Origin of the sequence: Collinsella sp. i06-0019-1H4 (assembly GCF_042849575.1) — a bacterium.
Classification (GTDB): Bacteria; Actinomycetota; Coriobacteriia; order Coriobacteriales; family Coriobacteriaceae; genus Collinsella.
Map to the genome: position 1 here is coordinate 1,214,344 of NZ_BAABYB010000001.1, position 21,329 is coordinate 1,235,672.

At 55.8% G+C, this 21,329-nt stretch carries 24 protein-coding genes and 2 tRNA genes; 21 read left to right on the forward strand and 5 right to left on the reverse strand.

Features of this window, described 5'->3' with window-relative positions; genetic code table 11:
• Positions 1-15 precede the first annotated feature (15 nt).
• The 13 genes from ACGHEN_RS05205 (at position 16) to ACGHEN_RS05265 (ending at position 11,065) form a co-directional block, all read left to right on the forward strand.
• Positions 16-1,137: a hypothetical protein gene (locus ACGHEN_RS05205; RefSeq protein WP_390397772.1), complete on the forward strand. Its 1,122-nt coding sequence runs from the start codon at positions 16-18 to the stop codon at positions 1,135-1,137.
• Between the two features lie 147 nt (positions 1,138-1,284).
• Positions 1,285-2,067, forward strand: coding sequence for a hypothetical protein (locus tag ACGHEN_RS05210; protein ID WP_390397775.1), 783 nt, complete (start codon positions 1,285-1,287; stop codon positions 2,065-2,067).
• Positions 2,068-2,344: 277 nt separating this feature from the next.
• Entirely contained in the window at positions 2,345-2,644 is a 300-nt protein-coding gene (locus ACGHEN_RS05215) for a nucleotidyltransferase family protein (protein WP_390397778.1), read from the forward strand.
• A complete protein-coding gene (locus ACGHEN_RS05220; protein WP_390397780.1) occupies positions 2,631-2,819 on the forward strand; it encodes a hypothetical protein in 189 nt (62 codons plus the stop codon). The genes ACGHEN_RS05215 and ACGHEN_RS05220 overlap by 14 nt, the downstream gene beginning before the upstream one ends.
• Before the next feature lie 231 nt (positions 2,820-3,050).
• The gene (locus tag ACGHEN_RS05225; protein ID WP_390397783.1) at positions 3,051-4,226 is read left to right on the forward strand and encodes an ATP/GTP-binding protein; all 1,176 of its coding nucleotides are present in this window, start codon (positions 3,051-3,053) and stop codon (positions 4,224-4,226) included.
• Positions 4,216-4,746 carry a hypothetical protein gene (locus ACGHEN_RS05230; RefSeq protein ID WP_373204447.1) on the forward strand — a complete coding sequence of 177 codons (531 nt, stop codon included), beginning with the start codon at positions 4,216-4,218 and terminating at the stop codon, positions 4,744-4,746. Before ACGHEN_RS05225 ends, ACGHEN_RS05230 begins: the two co-directional genes overlap by 11 nt.
• 482 nt (positions 4,747-5,228) lie before the next feature.
• Positions 5,229-5,918 (forward strand): helix-turn-helix domain-containing protein, encoded by a 690-nt coding sequence (locus ACGHEN_RS05235; protein WP_390397786.1) that lies wholly within the window; start codon positions 5,229-5,231, stop codon positions 5,916-5,918.
• A gap of 11 nt (positions 5,919-5,929) precedes the next feature.
• On the forward strand, positions 5,930-6,625 hold the full coding sequence (locus ACGHEN_RS05240; protein ID WP_390397788.1) for a Fic family protein: 696 nt from the start codon (positions 5,930-5,932) through the stop codon (positions 6,623-6,625).
• Positions 6,626-6,670: 45 nt separating this feature from the next.
• Complete coding sequence (locus ACGHEN_RS05245) at positions 6,671-7,459, forward strand: DUF3825 domain-containing protein (RefSeq protein WP_390397790.1); 789 nt, start codon at positions 6,671-6,673, stop codon at positions 7,457-7,459.
• 138 nt (positions 7,460-7,597) lie between these two features.
• Positions 7,598-7,672 (forward strand) — tRNA-Val (locus ACGHEN_RS05250).
• Positions 7,673-8,055: 383 nt separating this feature from the next.
• A complete protein-coding gene (locus ACGHEN_RS05255; protein ID WP_390397792.1) occupies positions 8,056-9,210 on the forward strand; it encodes a hypothetical protein in 1,155 nt (384 codons plus the stop codon).
• Positions 9,211-9,746: 536 nt separating this feature from the next.
• On the forward strand, positions 9,747-10,802 hold the full coding sequence (locus ACGHEN_RS05260; RefSeq protein ID WP_390397795.1) for an IS1595 family transposase: 1,056 nt from the start codon (positions 9,747-9,749) through the stop codon (positions 10,800-10,802).
• A 47-nt stretch (positions 10,803-10,849) separates the two neighbouring features.
• Positions 10,850-11,065 carry a type II toxin-antitoxin system RelB/DinJ family antitoxin gene (locus tag ACGHEN_RS05265; protein ID WP_390397797.1) on the forward strand — a complete coding sequence of 72 codons (216 nt, stop codon included), beginning with the start codon at positions 10,850-10,852 and terminating at the stop codon, positions 11,063-11,065.
• 283 nt (positions 11,066-11,348) lie between these two features.
• Here ACGHEN_RS05265 and ACGHEN_RS05270 read toward each other — a convergent pair whose 3' ends face one another.
• Complete coding sequence (locus ACGHEN_RS05270) at positions 11,349-12,611, reverse strand: IS30 family transposase (RefSeq protein WP_390397345.1); 1,263 nt, start codon at positions 12,609-12,611, stop codon at positions 11,349-11,351.
• Positions 12,612-12,820: 209 nt separating this feature from the next.
• Here ACGHEN_RS05270 and ACGHEN_RS05275 point away from each other — a divergent pair.
• Together ACGHEN_RS05275 and ACGHEN_RS05280 are read left to right on the forward strand one after the other, a co-directional pair.
• Positions 12,821-12,893: transfer RNA gene (locus tag ACGHEN_RS05275), tRNA-Ala, on the forward strand.
• Between the two features lie 459 nt (positions 12,894-13,352).
• Complete coding sequence (locus ACGHEN_RS05280; RefSeq protein WP_390397799.1) at positions 13,353-13,535, forward strand: hypothetical protein; 183 nt, start codon at positions 13,353-13,355, stop codon at positions 13,533-13,535.
• A 514-nt stretch (positions 13,536-14,049) separates the two neighbouring features.
• On the opposite strand, the gene ACGHEN_RS05285 is transcribed toward ACGHEN_RS05280, so the two are convergent.
• From ACGHEN_RS05285 to ACGHEN_RS05300, 4 genes are all read right to left on the reverse strand, one after another.
• Complete coding sequence (locus ACGHEN_RS05285) at positions 14,050-15,516, reverse strand: hypothetical protein (protein ID WP_390397801.1); 1,467 nt, start codon at positions 15,514-15,516, stop codon at positions 14,050-14,052.
• Between the two features lie 68 nt (positions 15,517-15,584).
• Entirely contained in the window at positions 15,585-16,040 is a 456-nt protein-coding gene (locus ACGHEN_RS05290) for a helix-turn-helix domain-containing protein (protein WP_390397803.1), read from the reverse strand.
• 91 nt (positions 16,041-16,131) lie between these two features.
• Positions 16,132-16,626: a helix-turn-helix transcriptional regulator gene (locus ACGHEN_RS05295; protein WP_390397805.1), complete on the reverse strand. Its 495-nt coding sequence runs from the start codon at positions 16,624-16,626 to the stop codon at positions 16,132-16,134.
• Between the two features lie 247 nt (positions 16,627-16,873).
• The gene (locus ACGHEN_RS05300) at positions 16,874-17,329 is read right to left on the reverse strand and encodes a helix-turn-helix domain-containing protein (RefSeq protein WP_390397807.1); all 456 of its coding nucleotides are present in this window, start codon (positions 17,327-17,329) and stop codon (positions 16,874-16,876) included.
• Positions 17,330-17,445: 116 nt separating this feature from the next.
• Between ACGHEN_RS05300 and ACGHEN_RS05305 the strand changes: the two genes are divergently transcribed.
• From ACGHEN_RS05305 to ACGHEN_RS05330, 6 genes are all read left to right on the forward strand, one after another.
• Positions 17,446-17,670, forward strand: a complete 225-nt coding sequence (locus tag ACGHEN_RS05305; RefSeq protein WP_390397809.1) for a helix-turn-helix domain-containing protein — start codon at positions 17,446-17,448, stop codon at positions 17,668-17,670.
• Positions 17,670-17,996: a helix-turn-helix domain-containing protein gene (locus ACGHEN_RS05310; RefSeq protein WP_390397811.1), complete on the forward strand. Its 327-nt coding sequence runs from the start codon at positions 17,670-17,672 to the stop codon at positions 17,994-17,996. The genes ACGHEN_RS05305 and ACGHEN_RS05310 overlap by 1 nt, the downstream gene beginning before the upstream one ends.
• Complete coding sequence (locus ACGHEN_RS05315; RefSeq protein ID WP_390397814.1) at positions 17,993-18,784, forward strand: hypothetical protein; 792 nt, start codon at positions 17,993-17,995, stop codon at positions 18,782-18,784. The genes ACGHEN_RS05310 and ACGHEN_RS05315 overlap by 4 nt, the downstream gene beginning before the upstream one ends.
• Positions 18,784-20,034 (forward strand): hypothetical protein, encoded by a 1,251-nt coding sequence (locus ACGHEN_RS05320; protein ID WP_390397816.1) that lies wholly within the window; start codon positions 18,784-18,786, stop codon positions 20,032-20,034. The genes ACGHEN_RS05315 and ACGHEN_RS05320 overlap by 1 nt, the downstream gene beginning before the upstream one ends.
• A gap of 281 nt (positions 20,035-20,315) precedes the next feature.
• Positions 20,316-20,567 carry a hypothetical protein gene (locus ACGHEN_RS05325; RefSeq protein ID WP_147351783.1) on the forward strand — a complete coding sequence of 84 codons (252 nt, stop codon included), beginning with the start codon at positions 20,316-20,318 and terminating at the stop codon, positions 20,565-20,567.
• A gap of 539 nt (positions 20,568-21,106) precedes the next feature.
• Positions 21,107-21,286 (forward strand): hypothetical protein, encoded by a 180-nt coding sequence (locus ACGHEN_RS05330; RefSeq protein ID WP_390397819.1) that lies wholly within the window; start codon positions 21,107-21,109, stop codon positions 21,284-21,286.
• Positions 21,287-21,329 lie beyond the last annotated feature (43 nt).

Genomic DNA, 21,329 nt, shown 5'->3' on the forward strand with positions numbered 1-21,329 from the left:
CTGTCGGAGTTTCCATTGGCTCTTGCGAAGATCGGAGCGGTTATGTTTGCTGCCGCGTTCCACACTAGCCGACACTACATCCTGTTTACTGCCATGGCCTGCTTATGCGTTTTGCTGGGCGGGCCTTCTTATGCCGCGGGCGCGGACAGCCTGTTCATTGCGGGTTCCACGTTCTACGAGTCAGGTGTATCGGGTCCCGGATGGACTTGGACAGATAAAGATCATCTTGAGCTTAACGGCTACACGGGCGAGGCCATCGGCGCCGTCGGCGACCTGGTGGTGACGCTTGTGGGGCAAAATTCCGTGGTCGAGACGCATGCGCCCGATGCGGACATTTCCATGAGCGGCATGGAGGTGTGGGGAAACCTTACGCTTCGCGGTTCCGGCTCGCTTACGGCGACGGGCTCGCAATGCGGGATCCATGTGTCCCAGGCGCTGGTGGTGGACGGCTGCACGGTCGATGCCAGGGCCGACGGGGCAGGTGTTCTTGAGCAGACTGTTGCCGGCATTGCCGCAGGTAGCTTGACCGTACGCGGCGGTGGGCGCGTCGTTGCCGCGAGCGCGGGGTCCAATACTGGCCTGCGCTTTTATGGCGTGCGAATGCTCGACGAGGGATTTGGAGCTGACGCTGCGAGCGAGACGCTTGCTGTGGATGCGTCCTGGCTGGATGCGACCGGTACGGATGCCGGCGTTGTCTGCGATCGCGGATCGCTCGTGGCCGCGCACTTTGTGACGCCTGTGGGCGGGGCTTTTGGTGCTGCCGGCGTGGTAGATGCTGGCGGGGCAGTGGCACCGCACGTGGTGATTGAGCCCGATGGCGCCACCTCGCCGTCGGGGGAGACCGTTACACCCGGCGGCGATGTGCCGGGTGACGGCACGGGCGAGCCTACTGGTGGCGCCGACCCGGCTACGGGTCAACCCGGTGCGGAGCCGGCAACGGATCCTGCGGTGAAACCCGCAGCTACGTCGCCCAAGAAAACGGTCACCAAGACCACAGTCAGCAAGACGACCAAGCCCAAATCCACTATGGCAACAACACCGGCGCTTCCCAAGACCGGCGACGGCTACTGGATAGTTGCCTCCATAACGCTATTCCTGCTGGGGACAGTGCTTCTAAGCGCCGCATATCGCTGCTGATGCGGTACGAGGCACTTGGCTGCGATACAAGAGTACTGTAGGAGCTTTTAGGGCAACGCTTTCTTATTACTTCTCTGTACCCCCTTTGGGGGTAACCACCGTGCCATACCTTGGTGCTATACTCGGAGCCCTAAGGAAGTGGTTCATATGTACTTGAGCGATACTAAGATTCAGGAGCTAATCGACAGCGAGGTTCTGCTCCATGCCGATGCTTCGAACATCGGACAGGTTACGTATGACTTGCGCACCGACGGCTTCTACATTAACGAGAACAAGCAGTCCGAGGTCGAACTCGGGCCTGGTGATTCGACATTCGTCTCTTGCGTTGAATGTGTTGCGTTGCCAAACGATTTGACCGCTAGCGTACTTCTGCGTAATTCGCGCATTCGCCAGGGGCTTTCTTTGGATGCGCCGCTATATTTCCCCGGACATGGAACACGGCTGTTTTACCGTGTTACAAACGTAAGCGGCAACACTATTACGCTCGATAAGTCAAAGGGTATAGCACAGGTTGCATTCCAGCGCGTTGATGGCATGGTGGCCCATCCTTACCACGGCGCTTTCTCTGATGAGCTCAACTTTAAAGGACTTGCAGATTATTCCGACGTCTATGCCGGGGAACTTAAAAAGGTCGAGAACAAGAAGGAAGAAATCGTCAATATCGAGTCCCGTATCTATGGCAACGTCCTGGCCCTCTTCGCCATTTTCGCTGCGATCTTTACGCTCGTAAACGTCAACGCCGGAGGTCTGTCCTCCAATATAACAACCGTCAACTTTGTTGCACTCGACCTGCTGATTATTGGCGGTTTTCTGGTCCTAGCTTCCGCAATCGAAGCCTTCCTTGTTAAAAACAGGGAAAAGAAGGCATCGCTGCCTCTCGTATTGGGCATTGCCTGCATTGTCGTGGCAGTGGTTCTTGCATTTCAGTAAGTAGGGTGGCTCAAGTCTTGCGAGACTTGACCTAAGGTACGATCACTTTCTTTGAATAGGGCAACAGACAGGGCTTGCTGTCAGAGTTCGTGTCTTATAGGAATAATCCAATTCACGCCGCGTTACATCTAGTCTGCTCTTTATACTCGGATATAAACACTAAGGAGGCAGTCATGTTTTGGTGCTATGTCCAGCTTGATGATGGCACCGAGTTTGCCTACTCAGAGACAAGAGAAGACGGAACGGTTCGCGTAGCCGTCGAGCGCCCGATTGAGACATGATTTCGACTACCGACATATCCACTGCCGCCACCCGCGTGCTAGCTCAATACGACGTCAGCGAAGCATATTTATTTGGCTCGTTTGCCCGAGGCGAGCAAACGCCCGATAGCGATATTGACTTGCGCCTAGTCTGCGGCAACACCATGACGTTCGGCATGCTTTACGAACTCTCCTATGAGCTCGAGATAGAACTTGGGCGAAAGGTCGATGTCGTCACCAAGCCACTAGAGTACATGCGCCCGCCCTTCCGCAAAAGCATCGAGCAGGATGAGGTGCGTGTCTATGAAGCACTGTAAGCAGGATGAGGGGCTTGCGAATACCAGCCCGCAGCATTTCCCTTCCAAAGAACCCAACCCGGAGACCCTCCAGGCCATTCGCGAAGGTGATGCGTTCTTAGTGACGGGGGAGTCCGGTCGCTTCGACAACGGCGCCAATCTAATCGATGCAGCTCTAAAAGCTCCTGAAGCGTGAGAGAATTTAACCACCGAAGAGACTGTCGTCTTGGAGGTGCCAGATCGGCGAGGTACGTACCTCGCCATTTTTGTACGATTTGATCAAATGTCTAAGCATTTGAACCTGCATATCGACGAGGCCGGCAATGCGGATAAGCCTTTTCTGCCTAGCGGCAGGCTTAATTCGCGATATCCTTCATGTGTTATACTTGAGCCATAAATTCTGTTTCAAGTATTCGAAAGGCTTGAGATGAAGTTGTTAAAGGTTTGCTTCGACCATCTCTCGATGTTCGAAGACGGGTTATTCGAAATCGACCTGTTCGCCTCCGACCGCGTGACGGCCTCCGATGAGTCGGCTTTCGAACTGGCGGACCATCTCTACGTGAATAGCGTCGTTGCGCTGGCGGGCATTAACGCTACGGGCAAGACAACAGCACTGAACCTGCTGGAGCTCGCCTGCCGCATTGTTGACGGCTCTCCGGCGCGCGGCGGCGGGCTCCCATCAACGTTCCCCGCCGCGTTCGACGGCCCGTCCAAGCTCAAGTGCGTCATATGGCACGCAGATCGTCTTTACTTGCTCGAGTCGGTGCTGCAGACTGTCGAAGGAGGCGACGACGGTCCCGAGCTGACGTTCTCCGATGAGGTGATTTCTTCGCTGCCAGCCAAGGCCCTCAAGCGCTCGACCCTGGCATCCTGGGCCGAAATCGAGAAACTCGCGTCCCCGCTGTGCGACCGTGCTCAGATGCCGGACTCTTGGGCGGCGCTTACGCCGCCTGACGTTTCCGTCGCAGCCGCTGTGCTCGCCAAGGACTTCGGCCATCGCATCCGAGCGATAGCATTGCGCGACGGTGGCTTCCGCCTCACTGAGCAATTCAACGGTCTCGACGACGTGCTTCGTGTTTTCGACTCTGGCATCGAGCACCTCGAGGTCCGGGACTCCGGTCGCGCCTTCGTACTGACGTTTACAGGTCGCGAGCCCATCACGATCTCCGAGCGGGGGCTCACCGAGGTGCTCTCCTCCGGCACTGTACGTGGCCTAGGGCTGGTGCAGCGCGCAATGAGGGTCCTGCGCTCCGGCGGCTACCTTTTAGTCGACGAGGTGGAGAACCACCTTAACCGCCAACTGGTTAACGTCGTGCTTGATCTGTTTGCCGCCCGCGGGACCAACCCCAACGGCGCGACGCTGGTTTTCACGACTCACTACCCGCAGCTCCTCGATCACGTGCACCGCAAGGACAACGTGTTCTTTCTCGCCCGACGCAACAGCGGTGCGCGCGTGGTGAAGTACGCCGACCGCGTGAAACGCATCGAGAACAAGAAATCGGAGGTATTCGCCTCGAACTTTGTGAAGGGGACCGCTCCGCGCTACGCCGACGTGCGCGCGCTTAAAGAGCTCGTCGCAGAGGAGGTGTCCGATGAGCGGTGATAACGGTTTTCGCTTTGCGGGATATCATCCGATCATCTCCTGCGAGGGAACAGCGGAACAGGTGGCCGTGGACATTCTCCTCGAGGCGGACGCGCTCGTCTTTTCAGAGGCCGACGTCGTGGACGTCACCCGCCTGCGCAAAGCCTCCGATATCCAAGATAACTACCTCAACTTAGACTATGACTGGCCAGTCTGCATCGTCAGGGTGCTGGACTCGAGGAAAGAACGCTTCAAACTCGGCAACCTGTACGCCGGCCGCTTCCCGGTGGTTAGCTACGTGACCCATCCCGAGATAGAGGTGCTGGCCATTATTCGAGAGGGCTCGTGGAGACGCTGGCACGGCGGACGCATGAAACCGAGCGACTTCTGCAAACAGGAGCTCGGCATGCACGAGGTAAAGAGGGAAGGCTTCCTCAAAAGTTATTGGGATGCCGATTCGCTTACGGCAGCCGCCAGGGAATACAAGCGACTTTCGAAGATCCCCAAGGGCGAGTTGTGCCTGGCAGACCTCATCCGGTAAAGGTTTGCAGCCACCGCAATACCCATAACGCTTCCCAAGACTACCGGCTGCCGCTTGATTGCCCTTTTCTCGGCGCTTTTCTTGCCGTGCACAACACAGCCATAACGCCCATTTCCGGAAGTGCGGGGAAAAATCGCAACCAGCCGAGCACAAACCAAATTTTGGCGTCAAAACCGCAGGTCACGAAAGGGTATAACCGGGGTCTGGTTGGCGGAACTCGGTCTTTCCACGCACTTCCGAATTCTCAAAACGGAAGTATGCGGCAAATTCCGGAAACCCCGACCACACCGGCCTTTTCGCGCAAAGAAACCGCAGGCAGAGGCGTTGGTGTGCTCCAGCGTGGTCAATAAGTCTGGATTTTGCCGCATACTTCCGAACTCGGAGAGTCTTAGAAGCCAGTATTGAATATCGGGAGCTCCTTGCCGAAAATCCATTTGAGGGAATCCGTATCGTCGATATCATTCGAGAGGGGATGACGGGCGATGACCAGCGCCTACAGTGAGATGTATCTCGAGGATGCAATGAGAACGCTGGGCGAGGCGGTCGATTTTGCTCTCTGTGACCAAGGGCTGACTCCAGCCGAGTTGACGGCGATCCTGTCGAACGCTCTTGAGATGAAACAGTTTGAGCGCGGTATGCCTCGCGTCGTCTGCGGCATGGCGGGCGACGAGCTCGCGCGCGATATTATCGCCCATGCGGGACTGACCCCCGTCAAATGCAGGGAGACCTATCCGTTCGACCGTTCGCCTCAGTATTGGGCGGGCTGGGTTTTGGCCTATGCGCAATGGATGAGCAGCTTGGGCTTTAATGAGCTACTCGAAGTCGCCCCGCTCGATTGGATCATCGGCTCGTACCATCCGCTTCACGAGGCCTCCGAAGACAAATTCGCCCAGATTGTCATTGATAAATGGAACGATGCCCAGGCAGACAAAAAGGGCCTCAAAGCGGCACGAAAGGCGGCCGGCCTAACGCAAAAACAGCTCGCCGCCCAATCGGGGGTTAAACTTCGCGCTATACAACTCTACGAGCAAAACCAGCTCGACCTACGCCGCGCCTCGGTCTCCTCGGCATTGGCGCTTGCAAATGCCCTAAACTGCGCCATCGAAGACCTCGTCTGGAAACCGGTTGCCCTGGAGTACGACTCGCGGGCTATTCCATCCATAGAGCTATAAAGGAGGCAGACATGCTTTGGAGCAATGTTCAACAAGATGACGGCGCTGATTGCGTTGCTCAAGAAGATCATTCAACTGCGCACGTGGCAAATTCAGCATCACTGATTTTGCGCGACGGGGCCACGTTAATCGACGAAGCTGTTCGGCTGACCATTGAGGGCGTGCCAACGCGCTCACGCTCTTGGAGAACTCATGATGGCGGCTATGCAGCGGAGCGCTCATCCGTTCGCGCCGCGCGTGCTCATGATACCGGTTCGCTTGAAGCTATGGCCGAGGCCGTGATGCGTCTGCACAGCACGCTGATGACGGTCGGGCGCTGCTATAAGACCGACGCCACAGGCGACCGAGCCGCGCTTGAGCTTGGACGCGTCGAATCCGTGCTTGCGGGTACATTCTGTACGATATTCGGCCAATCGCCGGCCGATCGCTTCGCAGACATCTTTGACCAGGTCACTTACGTGGCCGAGCACATGGTCAAGGACCACATCTTTGAGGACGGCAACAAACGCACCAGCCTTGTCTTTGCGTTGTCCGTCTTAAGGTTCGCCGGCACTCCGGTCGTGCTGTCCGACAGCCCCGAGCCCAAAGACAACCAGTACTACGCCTGGATCCAGGACCTCGTTTCCAGTCGCCGCACGACCAGCGAGCTAGCCGAAGAGCTACGCCGCGGTTGCGTTGCGGGCACGGACGACCCGTCACACGTATAGAATCTAAGTATCCGCACGCCGGTTATTGAATGGATTGGACACCACATGGAAATCCCCAGCACCCTGTGCAGCATTGTCTACGACTTTGCGTTTTGCCCCGAGCCCTGTTACGACCGCCTGGCCGACCTCGCCGATCCCGAGGACTGGGGTCCTAGCAACCGCATCCTCAAAAACTACCTGTCGTTTTCGTTTAGCCGCGCGGTGTTTTTGACCGAGCGCGACGTGGACCAGACCGCACCGTCCAACCTGCCGCTGGTGTTCGACGACGACCGCTGCCTGTTTAACACCGGCCTGTACACGCGCCGCTACGAGACCATCTACGGTCTGTTTGAGCCCAACACCAAGCCCGACGCACGCCAGCGCTGGTTTTTAAAGGGTTTCTTTAAGGAAAGCGACCCCATGCTCGTCTCGTTTGAGTACCTGCCGTGCCGTGTGCGCTTTGCCGAGGACCCCTCCGAGCTGGTCTTTGACTACCGCCTGCCCATCCGCTCCAACATCGACCACATTTTGGGCGACGAGGAGAACCTCACGCGCATTCCCGCCAGCCTGATGGGGGAGGGCAACTCGCTGCTGCTGCGCCGCGCCTTTGAGTGCGCCGTCGTCGAGGCCGCCCGCCGCGCCGCCGCCAACTACACGCTCGCCGTGCCGCAGTTTTATGGCGGCCGGATCCAGCTGCTGCTGCCGCTGTGCCTGACCGGCGACAAGCCCGAGCTGGCGCTGACTATCCAGCGCGAGGACGGCTTCTACGCCGCGCGTACCTGTCTCACGCTCGACATGGCCTACAACAACGCGCGACTTATCTGCCGCCCCGAGACTTCGTGGATCAAGCGATAGAGACCGGTTTAGCTGGAGGTTTGTCGGCTGCCCTGATTGCGGTGGCGCGGTCTGCGCCCACGAATTTAAAATCGGGGGCAAAAAGTTCTTGGTAAACCACGCGCGGCTATGATAGTATCTCTTTTGCCGAAAGGCGACGGGCGATTGGCTCAGGGGTAGAGCATATCCTTCACACGGATGGGGTCACAAGTTCGAATCTTGTATCGCCCACCATCTAAAGTACAGGTCAGAGGTATTAAGCCTCTGACCTTTTTCATTTTGACATCAAGGGTAACACCAATTGTGACACCAAAAATAAATCGCAGTCGTCTAAGGCGTCATTTTTTATCGCACCCTTTTTGCTGACGCCATTGCCCGTTATGTATAAAACGCATGCGTATTTTCATTGAATTCCCCATGTGAACCGAGCGCAAATGTGAAGACAGGGACCACATGCCCAGAGCGCCTTCCAGCGGATATCTATCTCACGAGGGTTTTTCGGCGGAACTCGTCAAGCTTTTGGTTTGCTTCCGGTACTTACCCGCATGATGCCCCGGTAGATAATCGGCCATGCCCGCAATCCGCATGGCCTACGGTCGATACCAGGGGAGGCGCAAATGGACGAAATCGTCTGCGCAAACACCGCATTCCGCTACTGGCGCTGCCCACCGCAGGTGCGCGAACTCTACCCGCGCCTGCCCAACTCCGAAGACGGCTGGCGAGCTCTATCCCAATCGCCCTTTGTAGTCGACGTCCTCAAGACGCCAATCATCACAGCAGCATCAACACGAAGCAACCTGCATTCTGAGACAAGACGGACCATCCGATGGAACAGCGCCTATACAGAGAAGGTTTCCATCGACACGGGTATGGGCTTTAGCGTCACTGACCCTCTTAATACGCTATTCACCATGACTCGAAGCGTGTCTTCATGCGACCTGGTTCTGGCTATGTACGAGTTCTGCGGATGGTTCTCGGTTTTTAAACCATCGCCCGCGGTCGACATAGCACTTGAGCAGACAAAATCAGAAGAAGAGCAGTACACCACAGAAAGTTTGTTTGAACTAGACGAAACTCAAGATGAGATCCCATGGAAGCGAGTCCATGCTCGGGCGCACCAGAAGGACAGCAAGAATGATCAAAGTGAGCAGCAGGATAACGGATCCGGAAATACAGCTAGCGGAAAGGGCACATCGCTCTGGATGAGAAAGCCTCTTATTGAAATAGAAGAACTGCATAGATTTGCAGCGAAGGTTAAAGGCGAGATGTGGGGAAAGAAATTCTACGAAGCCGCACGGCAGGTAATGGGTATCGCTGCATCCCCGCTAGAAGTTGCTGGAATCATGTTACTGAGTCATCCGAGGCGTGCCGGCGGAGCGGAGTTTAAAAACATATTCGTCAACGACTTAACACCGCTGTCGAATTCAGCTCGGAAAATCGCAGGTCAGAAAATCTGTTACGGCGATATCGTCATCGTAAATCCAATAACAATGAAGGCTGTGATTATCGAACTTCAAGGAGAGGTTATCCATGGATCGGGCGCCGTGCTTGACCACGATGCCACCCGAATGACAGCATTGCAAAGCATGGGATACGACGTATTTCTTGTAACCCATGACATGCTCAATGATCACGATCAGCTTGATGCCATCATTCACAGTGTGTGTGAGCGATTAGAGTTGCGCTACAAGCCAAAAACCGAGGCGATGAGATGCGCTGAGACCAGATTGCGGGCCAACGTTCTGTGCAATTGGCTCGGTATTGGTAAGTAATAATGGCCAAGTGGGCATTTTTAATACTTTATATGCTGTCAGTAATTAAGTGCCATTTTAAAACCATGCCGGTTTACTACGTTGGATTGAGGGTGACTGAACACACTGATTTCGCCGCTCGTAAAACCGCAGGTAGATTGCCTGCCCGTTTTGCGAAAGTAGGCGTGAGGTCGGAAATCCGGGAATCGGCGTAGTAAACCGGTCTGTTTATGAAGCGACCAGCTGGGGCGAGCTACGCACGGTTCCGTAAATTGGCCCGAAGGCGTGCGGAAGGGCTCATGCCCACGGATGCACCGCGGATCGCTTTGGTCTGGCCGGCGGCGTCTGGGGCGACATGCCGAGCCCTGCAAAGGAAGGCGGCGGGCTTGCCGCCGCCCACGGGGCTCGCCCCGCGGGCTATGTCGGGCATCGTGTGTCTCTTTGGCCCCGCTCCCGTTCAACGCGCCGCAAAATATTTGGCTCTGTTAGACCAAGGTTGACATAAAAACGATGTCACCGCGAGGCGGTACCCTTCAATTAACGTCGAAGGAGCGCCCATGGATGCAGACGACCTGGTCATCACCCTCAAGAAGAGCCTGGCGAAGCTCAGCAGGACCGAGCGCCGTAAAGCCGTCGAGTTGGTCGGGGACGTCGTCCGCGCCGCCATGTTCGACGATGCGGCGGGAGATGGCCATGAGGTAGAGCGCTGCCCCCGTTGCGGCTCGGTCGCTATCGTCAAGAAGGGCAAGTCCAGGAACGGCGAGCAGCGCTACCTCTGCCGCGACTGCGGCAGGACGTTCTCCGGCTCCACCGACCGGATCCTCGGCGCGAGCAAGTTGCCCCGCGAGACCTGGATGGCCTACGCCGAGTGCTTCGCCCTCATGCTCCCTCTCCGCGAGTGCGCCGGCCGCTGCGGTGTCTGCCTCAAGACCGCCTGGACCATGCGCCACAGGCTCATCGAGTGCCTGAGGGAATACTCGCCCACGTTCCATGTGGGGCAGGGGCAGGCTTGCGAGCTCGACGAGACGTACTTCCCCGAGTCCTTCAAGGGCAACCATTCAAAGGGCTCCTTCACCCTGCCGAGGAAGGCTCGCCACCGCGGCAAGCAGGTCCATAGGCGCGGCCTCTCCCGCGAGCAGATCTGCGTCATGACGGGCGTCAGCGACACGGACGCCACCTTCTTCGAGGTCTCGGGCCGCGGCGTTGTCTCGCGCAGGCGTGCGGCGGAGGCCCTTCGCGACCGCATCGGCGCGGGCGCGGTCGTCGCCACGGACAAGGCGGCCGCATACATCGACGTGCTGCGCGACCTGAAGGTCGCCTCGCATGAATCCTATGATTCCAAGGACCGTTCGGAGGGCACCATCAACCGCATCAACGCCGTCCATTCGCTCCTCGGCTCGTTCATGGCCCGCTTCAGGGGAGTGTCCACCAAGCACCTGGGGGCCTACCTCGACTGGTTCCGCTGGTGCCGCACCTTCATGGCGGCGGGCTCGCGCGCGGCGGAGTCCACGGTCGCCCGCCAGCTCGCCAACGGCTCCTGCTCGACCCGCGTCCGCGGCATGTTCGGCCTCGAGCCTCCCCTCATGGACTACTGGGACGGGCGGGCGGCCTAGCGAATTAAAATGGTGGCCACGGAGCAGCGACCGCGGAAGGAGCGGCAATGACATCGAACGTCCCGGCCACCACGATAAGAATCGATCCCGAGGTCAAAAGGGAGGCCGTGGCCGTGCTCGACGAGCTCGGGCTCTCCATGTCGGGCGCCATGAACATATTCCTCAGGGCGGTGGTCCGCGAGGGCGGCCTGCCCTTCGACGTCAGGCTGGGATCTTCGGGGAAGGCTGACGGGGAGGGCGCGGACCGCGATGGGCGGGGATAGCCCGATTATTTTCCGGTTCGGCGAACAGCCGATCGTGTCAAATTTGGTCTAACAGAGCGGTTGATTTTCAATCTCAACGCAACAGCCTGAACGGGCTCCGCGTTTCCGCAGCTAGCGCAACGCGGGAATAGCCCCCGGCACCTGGTCGTCGCCTCGTTTCCGCAGGTGGAGAGGCTGTGGAGGCCGGCGTCCCCGTGCCGCCGCCGCATGCTCCGCCAGCCCGCCGCGCAGCCGTTCCGGACTCAGCGCAACGGGCCCTCCGGCCCATGTCCCGGCCCGCCGCCTATCCCGCCAGCGGCCCCTCGCCCCTCGCGGCCCTGGCCCTGTCGATGCAGCCGGGCGTGAGGTCGAGCTCGCCGGGCGCCAGCTCCTCTATCCCGAACGCGTCCATGAGGGCGGAGGCGTCCTCCCCGAGGGCCATCCGCAGCACGCGCGCCGGCGTCAGGAACCCGAGCGCCCCCCTCGGCTCGGAGTTCACCTGCGACATGAGCAGCGCGCAGTCCGCCGCCGTCAGCCGGTCGAACCTGGCCCCTGCGCCCTTGGGCAGCAGCTTCCTGATCTCCACGTGGTTCTTCTCGCACGCGCCCTTCTGCTGGCTCTGCCGGGGGTCGCAGTAGAAGAGCCTGGTCTCGCCGTCCCGCTCGCCGAACAGCGCCGCGATGGCGCCCTCGTCGGCGAACTCGCTCCCGTTGTCGGTGAGCACGGCGCCGAAGGCGCGCCTCGCGCCGTCCTCGCCGAGGACCCCGCGCAGGGAGGAGAGCGCCGCCAGGACCGAGGCGCACGTGCCGTCCGGCAGCGGCAGGGCCAGCTGGAAGCGGCTCGGGCGGTGCAGGAGCGTGAGGAGCCTGGCGGAGTCGCCCCTGGGGCCCTCGACGGTGTCCATCTCCCAGGCCGCGGCGCAGGCGTCCTCGCCGAGCGCGAGGAACGACGCGTGCGACCTGCGCGGCGAGTGGGACGTCGCCCTCCCCGGGGCCCGGCGCGACCTCGGCCTGTAGCCGACCTTGCGCCTGAGCTCCATGTTCGTCATGCCGTCGTAGCCGGCGTCCACCCACCTGTAGACGGTGGAGGCGCTGAGCCCGGGGGTCGTCGCCGCTATCTGCTGCGGGGAGAGCCCGCGCGCGAGCCCGTCCCTGATGGCCGCGAGCTTGGCGGCGGCGCCCTCCTCGGTCTCGTCGATCCCGGACCTGCTCGCCGAGAGCTCGGCGTCGGCCGCCTCCTGCGCCCTCCTTGCGCTGTAGAACACCCTGGGCCTCCTCGAGCAGCCGTAGCCCCTCCTGTGCGAGCAGCCGTTGCAGCACCTCGGCCACGCGGAGAGCCTGGGGCAGGCCCCCGACAGGTCCGCGGGCGCGGGCTCGCCGTAGCGCGAGCGCGGCGCGGTGACGTAGCGGTGCGCCGCCACCTCCCTGGTCACGGTCGATGGCGACCTGCCGAGCTCCGCGGCGATCTCGCGGGCGCTGCGGTTGCGGTCGAGCATCCTCTCGACCGTGTTCCTCTCGTGCCTCGTGAGCCTCCCGTACGACCTTCCGGACGGCTTGGGTCTGGACATGCCGGCCTCCCTCCATCGCGGGCCGGGGGATTCCGGCCCCTCTGGGGTTGCCTACCCGGATTCGCGCCTCAGGACTCAGCGCAACGCGTTGCGCTGAGTCCTGAGGCTGTTGCAATGAAAATGAGAATCAAGGGGTCTAACAGAGCCAAATATTTTCCAAAATTGTCCTTGCATCGCCGTCCGAGTTCCCGTATAGTACTTCTTCGCACGGGGGCGTAGCTCAGCTGGGAGAGCGCTTGACTGGCAGTCAAGAGGTCAGGGGTTCGATCCCCCTCGTCTCCACCCGATCATTGAATGAGGCTCCAACGCAAGTTGGGGCCTTTTTTCATATCTATAGATTTAGGTCATGTGTTGACTGGGTAGCATCTTGGCGACATGCCCATTGTTAATTACGAATATGAATGTTGATGACTTTGCGTCTCTAGATGGCAAAGCTAGTCAGCAGTGCCATTAGCAAAGAGGCCGGGCGTAATGCCCGGCCTCGAAATACTCTGGTGGGCCCTCCGGGATTCGAACCCAGAACCCAGGGATTATGAGTCCATAATTAAAACCGAGATTAAGTGCAGAAATAATACTAATAGTGTGGATAGAAGCGGATAGCGGTTTTGACGATCGTTAGTTTTATCCTGTGTAGTCAATTTATGCGCTATTGCGACCTGCTTTGTCTGCAGTGATGAGTTATGCCCGGCCTGCGCTGTCGTAGCCAAACAGGTTGAGTCTCTTGGCGTTGAGCCAGTTACGGTGCCGATTACGTACTATCGCGACCAGGTGATGTATGACGAGTTCGGTCGTGGTCCGGGTCCCTATGGCCAGGCCAACGCCAACGCCCGCGCGATGGCCTATGAGCTGGAGCGTCGCGGCATCAAGGTAGAGTTCCGCTATCCGTCCGATGGCGCGGTCAGTACGCCGGGCAGCAGGTACTAATTGGCCCGTGGTCTGACTTTGGTGTCCAATGTTCCTCGATAAGCCTCGGCCCACACTCATAATCCCTGGGTTCTGGGTTCGAATCCCGGAGGGCCCACCACTATCTACCAGCGGTTTCTCTGATATTCAGTCAATCAGGGGAACCGCTTTACTATTGGCTATTCCTTCTAGAATCCACTGGTTTCTTCTGGCTATCCACCACTATCCACCACTGATTAGTGCATAGATATGTGTCCTGTCTGTATCAGTAGATTTAAAATGAGCTTTATGATCTACCGATCGATGCGTTTGCTTTCGCCAAAAAAGATGGAAGCGTGATGAATCGATGGTCGCAGTTTTTCGGCAGATCTGGATGGGCTAAGCGTTCAGACGCGATTTAAGACCATCTGAAAGTCTGGCACTCATCTGTGTTACTAAGATATCGATTCGGCGCTCTATATCGCCTCTCATTGCCTCAGGCGTAGTTTGTATTGACTTGTAGAGAAACTACACGCGTTTGGCTTTTGAACATCTTCTAGAAGTCCTTTTTCTCAATAAGCGATTCGAGAGTGAAGCCGCCACTTGCCATGTCTGAAGCCATGAATGTGTCGACCTTATCGGCGGCATCAAGGATCGCCTCGACATTTAGGTCGATATAGTGCTGGAAATCCGTCTTAAACTGCGTATGTCCGTGCATGCTTGAAATTGTCGGAGTCGAAACTCCGCTGGCGGCCATGAGCGTCTCTGAGGTATGTCTCAGGTTATTCACGGGAATAAACCTCAGGCCATGCTTCCTCAGCGCGGTTTCCCAATGGCCTCGCAGTGTTTCGCCGGCACATGGAAGAATTCGCCGGTTGCTCCACTGCTCCAGGGCGTGTCGCGTTGCATCTTGTTCGGTTCCAATAAACGCCTCTGGCGCGATGGTCCTCTCCATGGTGTCGACATATCCGTTAAAAACGGTGACAGTCCAAATTCCATCGGCAACTTCTTTCAGTTTTGGGTTTGACCCCAACTTATACTTTGCTGCCGTTTCTGCGGCCAACCGACTTGCAACTGCCTGGGCATCTTTTCGATTTCCCATGACGGTTTCGATCCTATATTTGGCTTTTCTGGACTTGTGCCAGCTTGTTTTGTGCCTGATGAGCCAGCATCCCTCAACTTGCTCGATTGAGGGCTTCGTGTCCTCGAGAGCTGAGAGAAACCTTTCCGTAAACTCTGGAAGAACCAGAGCGTGTCTATTAGACTCTTCTGTTTTGGTGACCTTAAGTCCGTCCTCGTCGGTATTGGCCGCATGGACGTTCAGGAGCACATACTTTTTTACGCCCTGGGAAGTCGGCATTTTCAATATCTGTACGTCGGCTGGCGTGATTGCAAGGTTCTCTTCTTTGCGAAGGCCCGCACTGCCGACCAGCAGGGTTAGGTATGCCATCTCATCGTCAACTAGTGCGTCGGCAGCGTGCTTTAATTCCAGGGGTGACCATGGTGCGGGGCGTTTCTGTTTCTTTGCCCTGGCATCGAGTCCCGTTAGATCCATTTTATGGCGTATGAAACCATCCGATTTGGCCCTGTTCAAGATCGCCCTGTACGTCCGCAGCGTGTTTCTCGGGGTCCCAGATTGCTCGATGAGATTTCGGACATTGTTCTCATCTAGATTCAAGAGGACTCGTTCGCCATGATTCGGGGAGATCCATTTTCGATAGTTTTTGACATATCCGTCGATTGTGCTGTTGGTCTTACCTTCTTTTTCCAGGGCTGGAATAAACCTGCCATAAAAGTATTGATTCAGCGTAATCTCAGGAATGTCGCGTTCAGAAAGGCTGGAATTCAACTCGACATAGAGCATGGAAGCGGCTGCTTGGGCATCTCTCATGGTTCCATGAATCGTTACCCTTTTTGTGGCACGCTTTTTACGAGTGCCGGCCTCGACCCTAACCCTGAATATCTCTAAGCCATCGGCGTCGACGCCTATTTTCTCAATTTGTCCGATTTTGTTTTTAGGCATTGTGGCTACCTCGTATTGTATTCCAATCAGGACAAAGATCCCTGGTGGTAAAGGTTTCGTTCGATCGTTTAGGCGGTCTTGGCTCTACCGCGAGAACTAGTTGAGGCGTTGCTTTTAGCAATATTGCCAAACCTCTTGTATTTTCCGGAACGGTTCATTGTGTCAGCGCTATCCATAAGTTGCTCTCTGCCGGCACAACTTAGGGCCATATAGCTTTCTAGCAACTTCCTAAATTGCAGTCTCTCCTCCTTATTCATTTCTGAAATTGCAGCATTGACTATTGATTGCATTGCAGAGTCTTCAAGAAATGAAGGCGTTGGAATTGAAACTGAGTATTTTGAACCGAGAATTGAATCCACTGAAACAGAAAAATATGTGGACAACTGGAGCAGAAACTCATCCGTAAGCCGTCTTGTTCCTTGTTCATACTTTCTGTATGCAGAAAGCGAAATGCCGAGCTCTACCGCAATCTGTTTTTGGGTTTTCCCGCTATTGGAGCGAATGGTTTTCAGATTGTTGCCCATGGGTGCTCCTTTCTCTGAGCACCTTGTTTCTCAATTTGGCCAATTTTGAATTTAGGCATGGGTGATTTTGCCTCCAGCTGATCTTTAATCGTTATGCTGTTTGGGCCACGGAGGAGTGAGAATCGCCGTTTGAAAAGGCCGGCTCAGAATCATTCAACAACAGGTCGTTTTCTAGCAGGCTTTCAATTAGCGAAAGCGCAATGCCTTTCCCGTTGTCATTTAAACGAACCCAAGCAGACCGAAGCCTTTCAAAGGAGTCATCGTTTACTTCTGCTGGTTTTGTCGCGGCTTTTTCCAATTCCGTAAGCGCAATTAAAGATTTTGCAGGGGAAATAGCGTGAAGATCGCGCCAAGATGGGTCGACAAGGTCAGATAACCGCACGTTTAGCACCTTGCAGATGGCCTCTAAGGTCTCGTTTGACGGAAACCTTCGACCTTGCTCGTATGACTGGTAGGTGACAAGCTCAACGCCAATTCTGCGGGCTGCAACAGTCTGATTGATTTTTAGCTGGTTTCTGGTCTGCTTGAGATTTTGACCAAATAGGCGATTGATCTCGATCTCCTGCGGGCTCTTTTTTCTAGTCATCCTACCTCCCTTTTAGCAAATGAGATTTCGGACGATACTGTCGTTTTGGTTCGTGAATCGTGACCCTTTTCGCGGAGCGCTTTTCGCGAGTGCCGACCTCGACTCTGACCCTGAAGATCTCTAACTCTTCGGCGTCGACTCCTATTTTCTGAATTTCGCCGATTTTGTTTTTAGGCATTATTGGCTACCCCAAATTGCTTCCCAGTTCGGATAAATAACTCTAGTCATAAATGGTTTATTCGATTGCTTAGGCTGTCTTGGCTCTACTGTGAGAACTAGCTGGGGCGGTGCTTTTGGCAATATTGCCAAACCTCTTGTATTTTCCGGAACGGTTCATCGTATCCGCGTTATCTACCAGTTGGCTTCTTCCAGCAAAACTAAGGGCCATGTAACTTTCCAACAACTTCCTAAACTGCAATCTTTCCTCTTTATTCATTTCTGAAATTGCGGCATTGACCACTGAGCGCATTGCAGAGTCTTCAAGGAATGATGGAGAGGAGATCGGAACTGAGTATTTGGAACCGAGAATCGAGTCCACTGAAACCGAGTAATAAGTAGATAGCTGAATTAGAAGCTCGTCTGTAAGTCGTCTCGTTCCTTGTTCATATGTTCTATAAGCAGAGAGCGAAATGCCGAGTTCATTCGCCACTTGTTTTTGAGTTTTGCCGCTATTGGCGCGAATAGTCTTCAGATTGTTGCCCACGGGTGCCCCTTTCTCTGAGCACCTTGACTTTATGTATGACAATTTGTTGCACAGTACTTCAAAATGTTTTAGTATTTATTCAAGTACAACAATCCGTTTTACTTTAGGAGGGATATATGCCGAATTGTATCGGAGCGGAACGAGTGAGGCTTCGCCTTTCGCAAACCGATCTTGGCGACAAGATTGGTGTCAGCAGAAGCATCATCGTGCGAATTGAGCGCGATCCGAAGTCGGCAACTTACGATCAGCTCGAACAGATGTCTCAAATCTTCGGATGCTCCATTGAGTACCTGCTCGGTGAGACCGATGATCGTCTTCCCAAGAAAGACGAGGTCGCGTAATGAGCGGTAAAGAGAGAATGGAGCCCTGGGCAAGCAGTAAGTGGCTCTCTAAGTCCGCGGCAGCCAAATACATTCATCGCCATGTTGATGCAGTCCAGGAACTCATCGAGTCGGGTGAGATCCCCGCCGTCTACGGCGCGTTCTCCCGTGGCGGATCGCGGACCATCTACATCAACATTGATGACCTCGACGCCTATATGCGCAGGACGCCTTTCATTAAGGAGTCGAGCCATGAGATGCCGTACGAAGAATACGCCTCTCTGCAGTCCCTGCAAGAGAGCATGTCAAAGAGCATGGCCCTTGACGGCCGTAAGGGGGCCGCATGATGGTTCCCGCATCGTTCTCGAAGACTGTTCAATTTAGGGTGTCAGAAAAAAAGTGCGACTGGGAAATTAAGGAAGAGCCCCAGCCGCACCCGAAACGTGAGACCGTAGAAGAAGGGAGTTCACGGATGTGGAAAGGTGAACAGCGTCAACACGATCTCGACGACATAGGACGGTATCGCGCCCTCGTCGGTCAAATTGATTCTACCATCGCAGTAGAGGGTCTAAACAATCAAGATCTAGCCGAATACGCGAATTCATGCCGAATGTGGACTGGATTCGCCGAAATTGCCAAGGCGAGGGGTCGGGGCTATAACCGACAGGCGCCTGTGCCCGTTCTCCCCGAAACTCCGAGGGCCCTTTTGGCGGCGGGGATTCCCAACCTGCCTATCTGCCATACCGTGCGGCATATCGTTCGGGAGACAACGATCTCCAATCGCTCACACAGGCACGGCATCGAGCCTTCGCTGCTTGCATCGGTTCCCGAACTCCTTCAGTCTCCTGTTGCTATCTTTAAAGCGGGCGCAGGCAGGGTGGCGGTTGCGCTGGATGCGGTCGATACCATCGGACAGCCGCTTGTCGCCTATTTCGACCTAGCGGTTCCCCTGTCTGTCGGCGGTGGTCAGTTCCGCTCCGGTGATCTCGTCAACTTCATGCTGTCCGTTTACGGACGCGAGTCCCTGATAAGTGAAATCGAATCCGCGCGGGCGGCAGGGGAGTGCAATGTCTTCAACGAAGAGGCGTTGTTCTCCCTGGCGGTCCAGGCGCTGCAAAGGAGAAAGGCCGCATAGTGTCGAAGATTCTCGAGACAGAGACCGAAGGCTACGGTCCTTCGTTCGCTATACACGGCTTCATGCGCTATTTGGGCCTTAGGCCCGCGCAGCTCGTGGCCTATGCCCTGATCTACTCCTGCACGGTAGATAAGGGTTGCTACGATTTTGGAGCCGCCGTTCTCGCGGACTGGTCCGGCACGAGCGAGCGCACTGCCCGCACGACCATCGCCTCCCTTCTCGAGATGGGCCTTGTCGTTGAGCGCGGATCCCATGTCCACGGCATGAACACCGTCGGTAGATCTCTTGTTGCAGCCACAGAGCCAATTGTCCGCGCTAGGGAGGCTTGGCAGGCGGACCATCCGGACGCCGGAAGGTCTTCTTTCCGAATCTCACCTGTAATTTTTTCAGGTGAAGATTCTTCCTCACTTGCAAAAACTTCACGTGATGTTTCTTCACGTGAAGTTTCTTCACCTGAAAATACTTCCTCACCGGAAAATATTTCACGTGAAAATACTTCCTCACCTGAAATTTCTTCAGGTGAAGATTCTTCCTCACCTGTAATTTTTTCAGGTGAAGATTCTTCCTCACTTGCAAAAACTTCACGTGATGTTTCTTCACGTGAAGTTTCTTCACCTGAAAATACTTCCTCACCGGAAAATATTTCACGTGAAAATACTTCCTCACCTGAAATTTCTTCAGGTGAAGATTCTTCCTCACCTGTAATTTTTTCAGGTGAATCCCCCTATATACCTATAAGTAATGACTATCCAGAAGATTGGACGGATGGATGGATGGATTTTCAAACCAACCAACCGGACGTCTATCCCGGAATGGACTCTCAGGTCGATACCGCAAGTGATTTCAGGAAAATCGCCGACGAAACGATCAACCGCAACAAGCTCGACGCCGCACGCCAGCCCTACGATGAGCTGCGCCGTCTCGGCTTCGGGGCCGACGAGATCGGCACTGCGTGGGCTCGCCGACAGGCCGATGCCAAAGATGCCGGCTGCGAGGATAAATTCATGCCTCAGCTGCGGAAATGGCTTCTCGACACGAGCGTCAAGGGCTGCCGAAAGATGGTCGAGGCCGCACGCCAGCGAACAGGCCGCGGCGAAAAGCACCTGCGAAGGGCTCCCGACGGCGCCTGGCTCATCATCGGAGACGGGCCGGTTCATCCGGTTGTGGATGCGAACGGAATCGTCTATCGCGGCGATAACAAGGAGGCCGCGATAGACCTTGCCCGCAAGCAGGCTACATCTTTGCTGTGAGCTGCTGAACGAACGATTGAATAAATGTCGAAAGGGGAAGTGACATGGAAGGGAACTCGTGGGAAAGGCTGATTAGAACCGAGCGTAATGGACAATCTGCAATCGTCGGGATCGAGGAAGAGAACCATGGCTCGTCTCTTTCCTCAGTCGATGGCGGCATCGGCGCTCGAGAGGAGCGCGTCAGATGCGTTCTGTCCGAGCTGAGACATCTGGCCTCGATCAGAAGCCAGTGCGAGACAGCGCTCAGGCAGCTGCCGTCCCGATCGAATGAGAGGGAGCGAATGAGGAACCGCGTCCTGCATATCGATTCGACATTGAATCTCGTAATGGTCGTCGTCGAGGCGCTGGACGATTGCGAGCCGGGACTCGGATCTATCTTCCAGCTGTCCTATATCGACAACCTGACATGCGAGAGGATCGGCGCGCTCTTGGGCGTCTCCAAGAGGACTGTCATCAGGAGGAGAAACCATATCGTCGCGTTGATAGCGTCAGATGACGATCTCTACAGCATCATCGTTGGTGATGCCGCGTGAGCGCCGTAATCCTTTGGCGGGTACGCATATGACCCGGATTATTATCCTACTTGCATCTGGACTACTTCTTGCACTCGCCGGCTTGAGCTACCTTCTCCGGCTAGATGGGTTGGCTTTACTGCTTCTTATTACTTCCGTTGCGATCGTGCTCCGGCTATTCGACAATGGTGATGAGGACGATTCCGGGTGGAGGCCTTTATCGGAAAGCCCCCAAGGAAAAGTTGCAAGTCGCGACTGCAATGAAGTGATATTACGCAATGACACAGTTACGCAATGACACAGTTACGCAATGACACAGTTACGCAATGACACAGTTACGCAATGACACAGTTACGTACTTCTTTAGTTCATTGATTACGCTTTCCTCTTCGCCATGTTTTCTTAAAATCGCTTATTCCGTCGTTGCACTTTTATTTTCTTCTTTAATTCTTTTATTCATCTATTCCGCAGTTCATTAATGACATAATTCTGTTATTATTAAATAACAACCTTCAATGCGGAGTTTCCGCCATCGGTCCAATTAGGGCATTGGAGGGTCCATGTCTTCTTATCCTGATTACATTCCAATCATCAAATTTATCTTGGGGATTGTCGCGCTCGTAGCCTTTTTTGTAAGCGGGCTCGCCTACGCCGTCCTTCAGTTTATTGTCGGCGCGGCAGCGTGCCTCATCGCCATCCCGATCGCTCTTGTGGTCATGAGCATCGCCAGTCGCTCCTAGGCATTTTCTGGCTCTAATTGTTTTCAATTTCAATTTGAAAGGA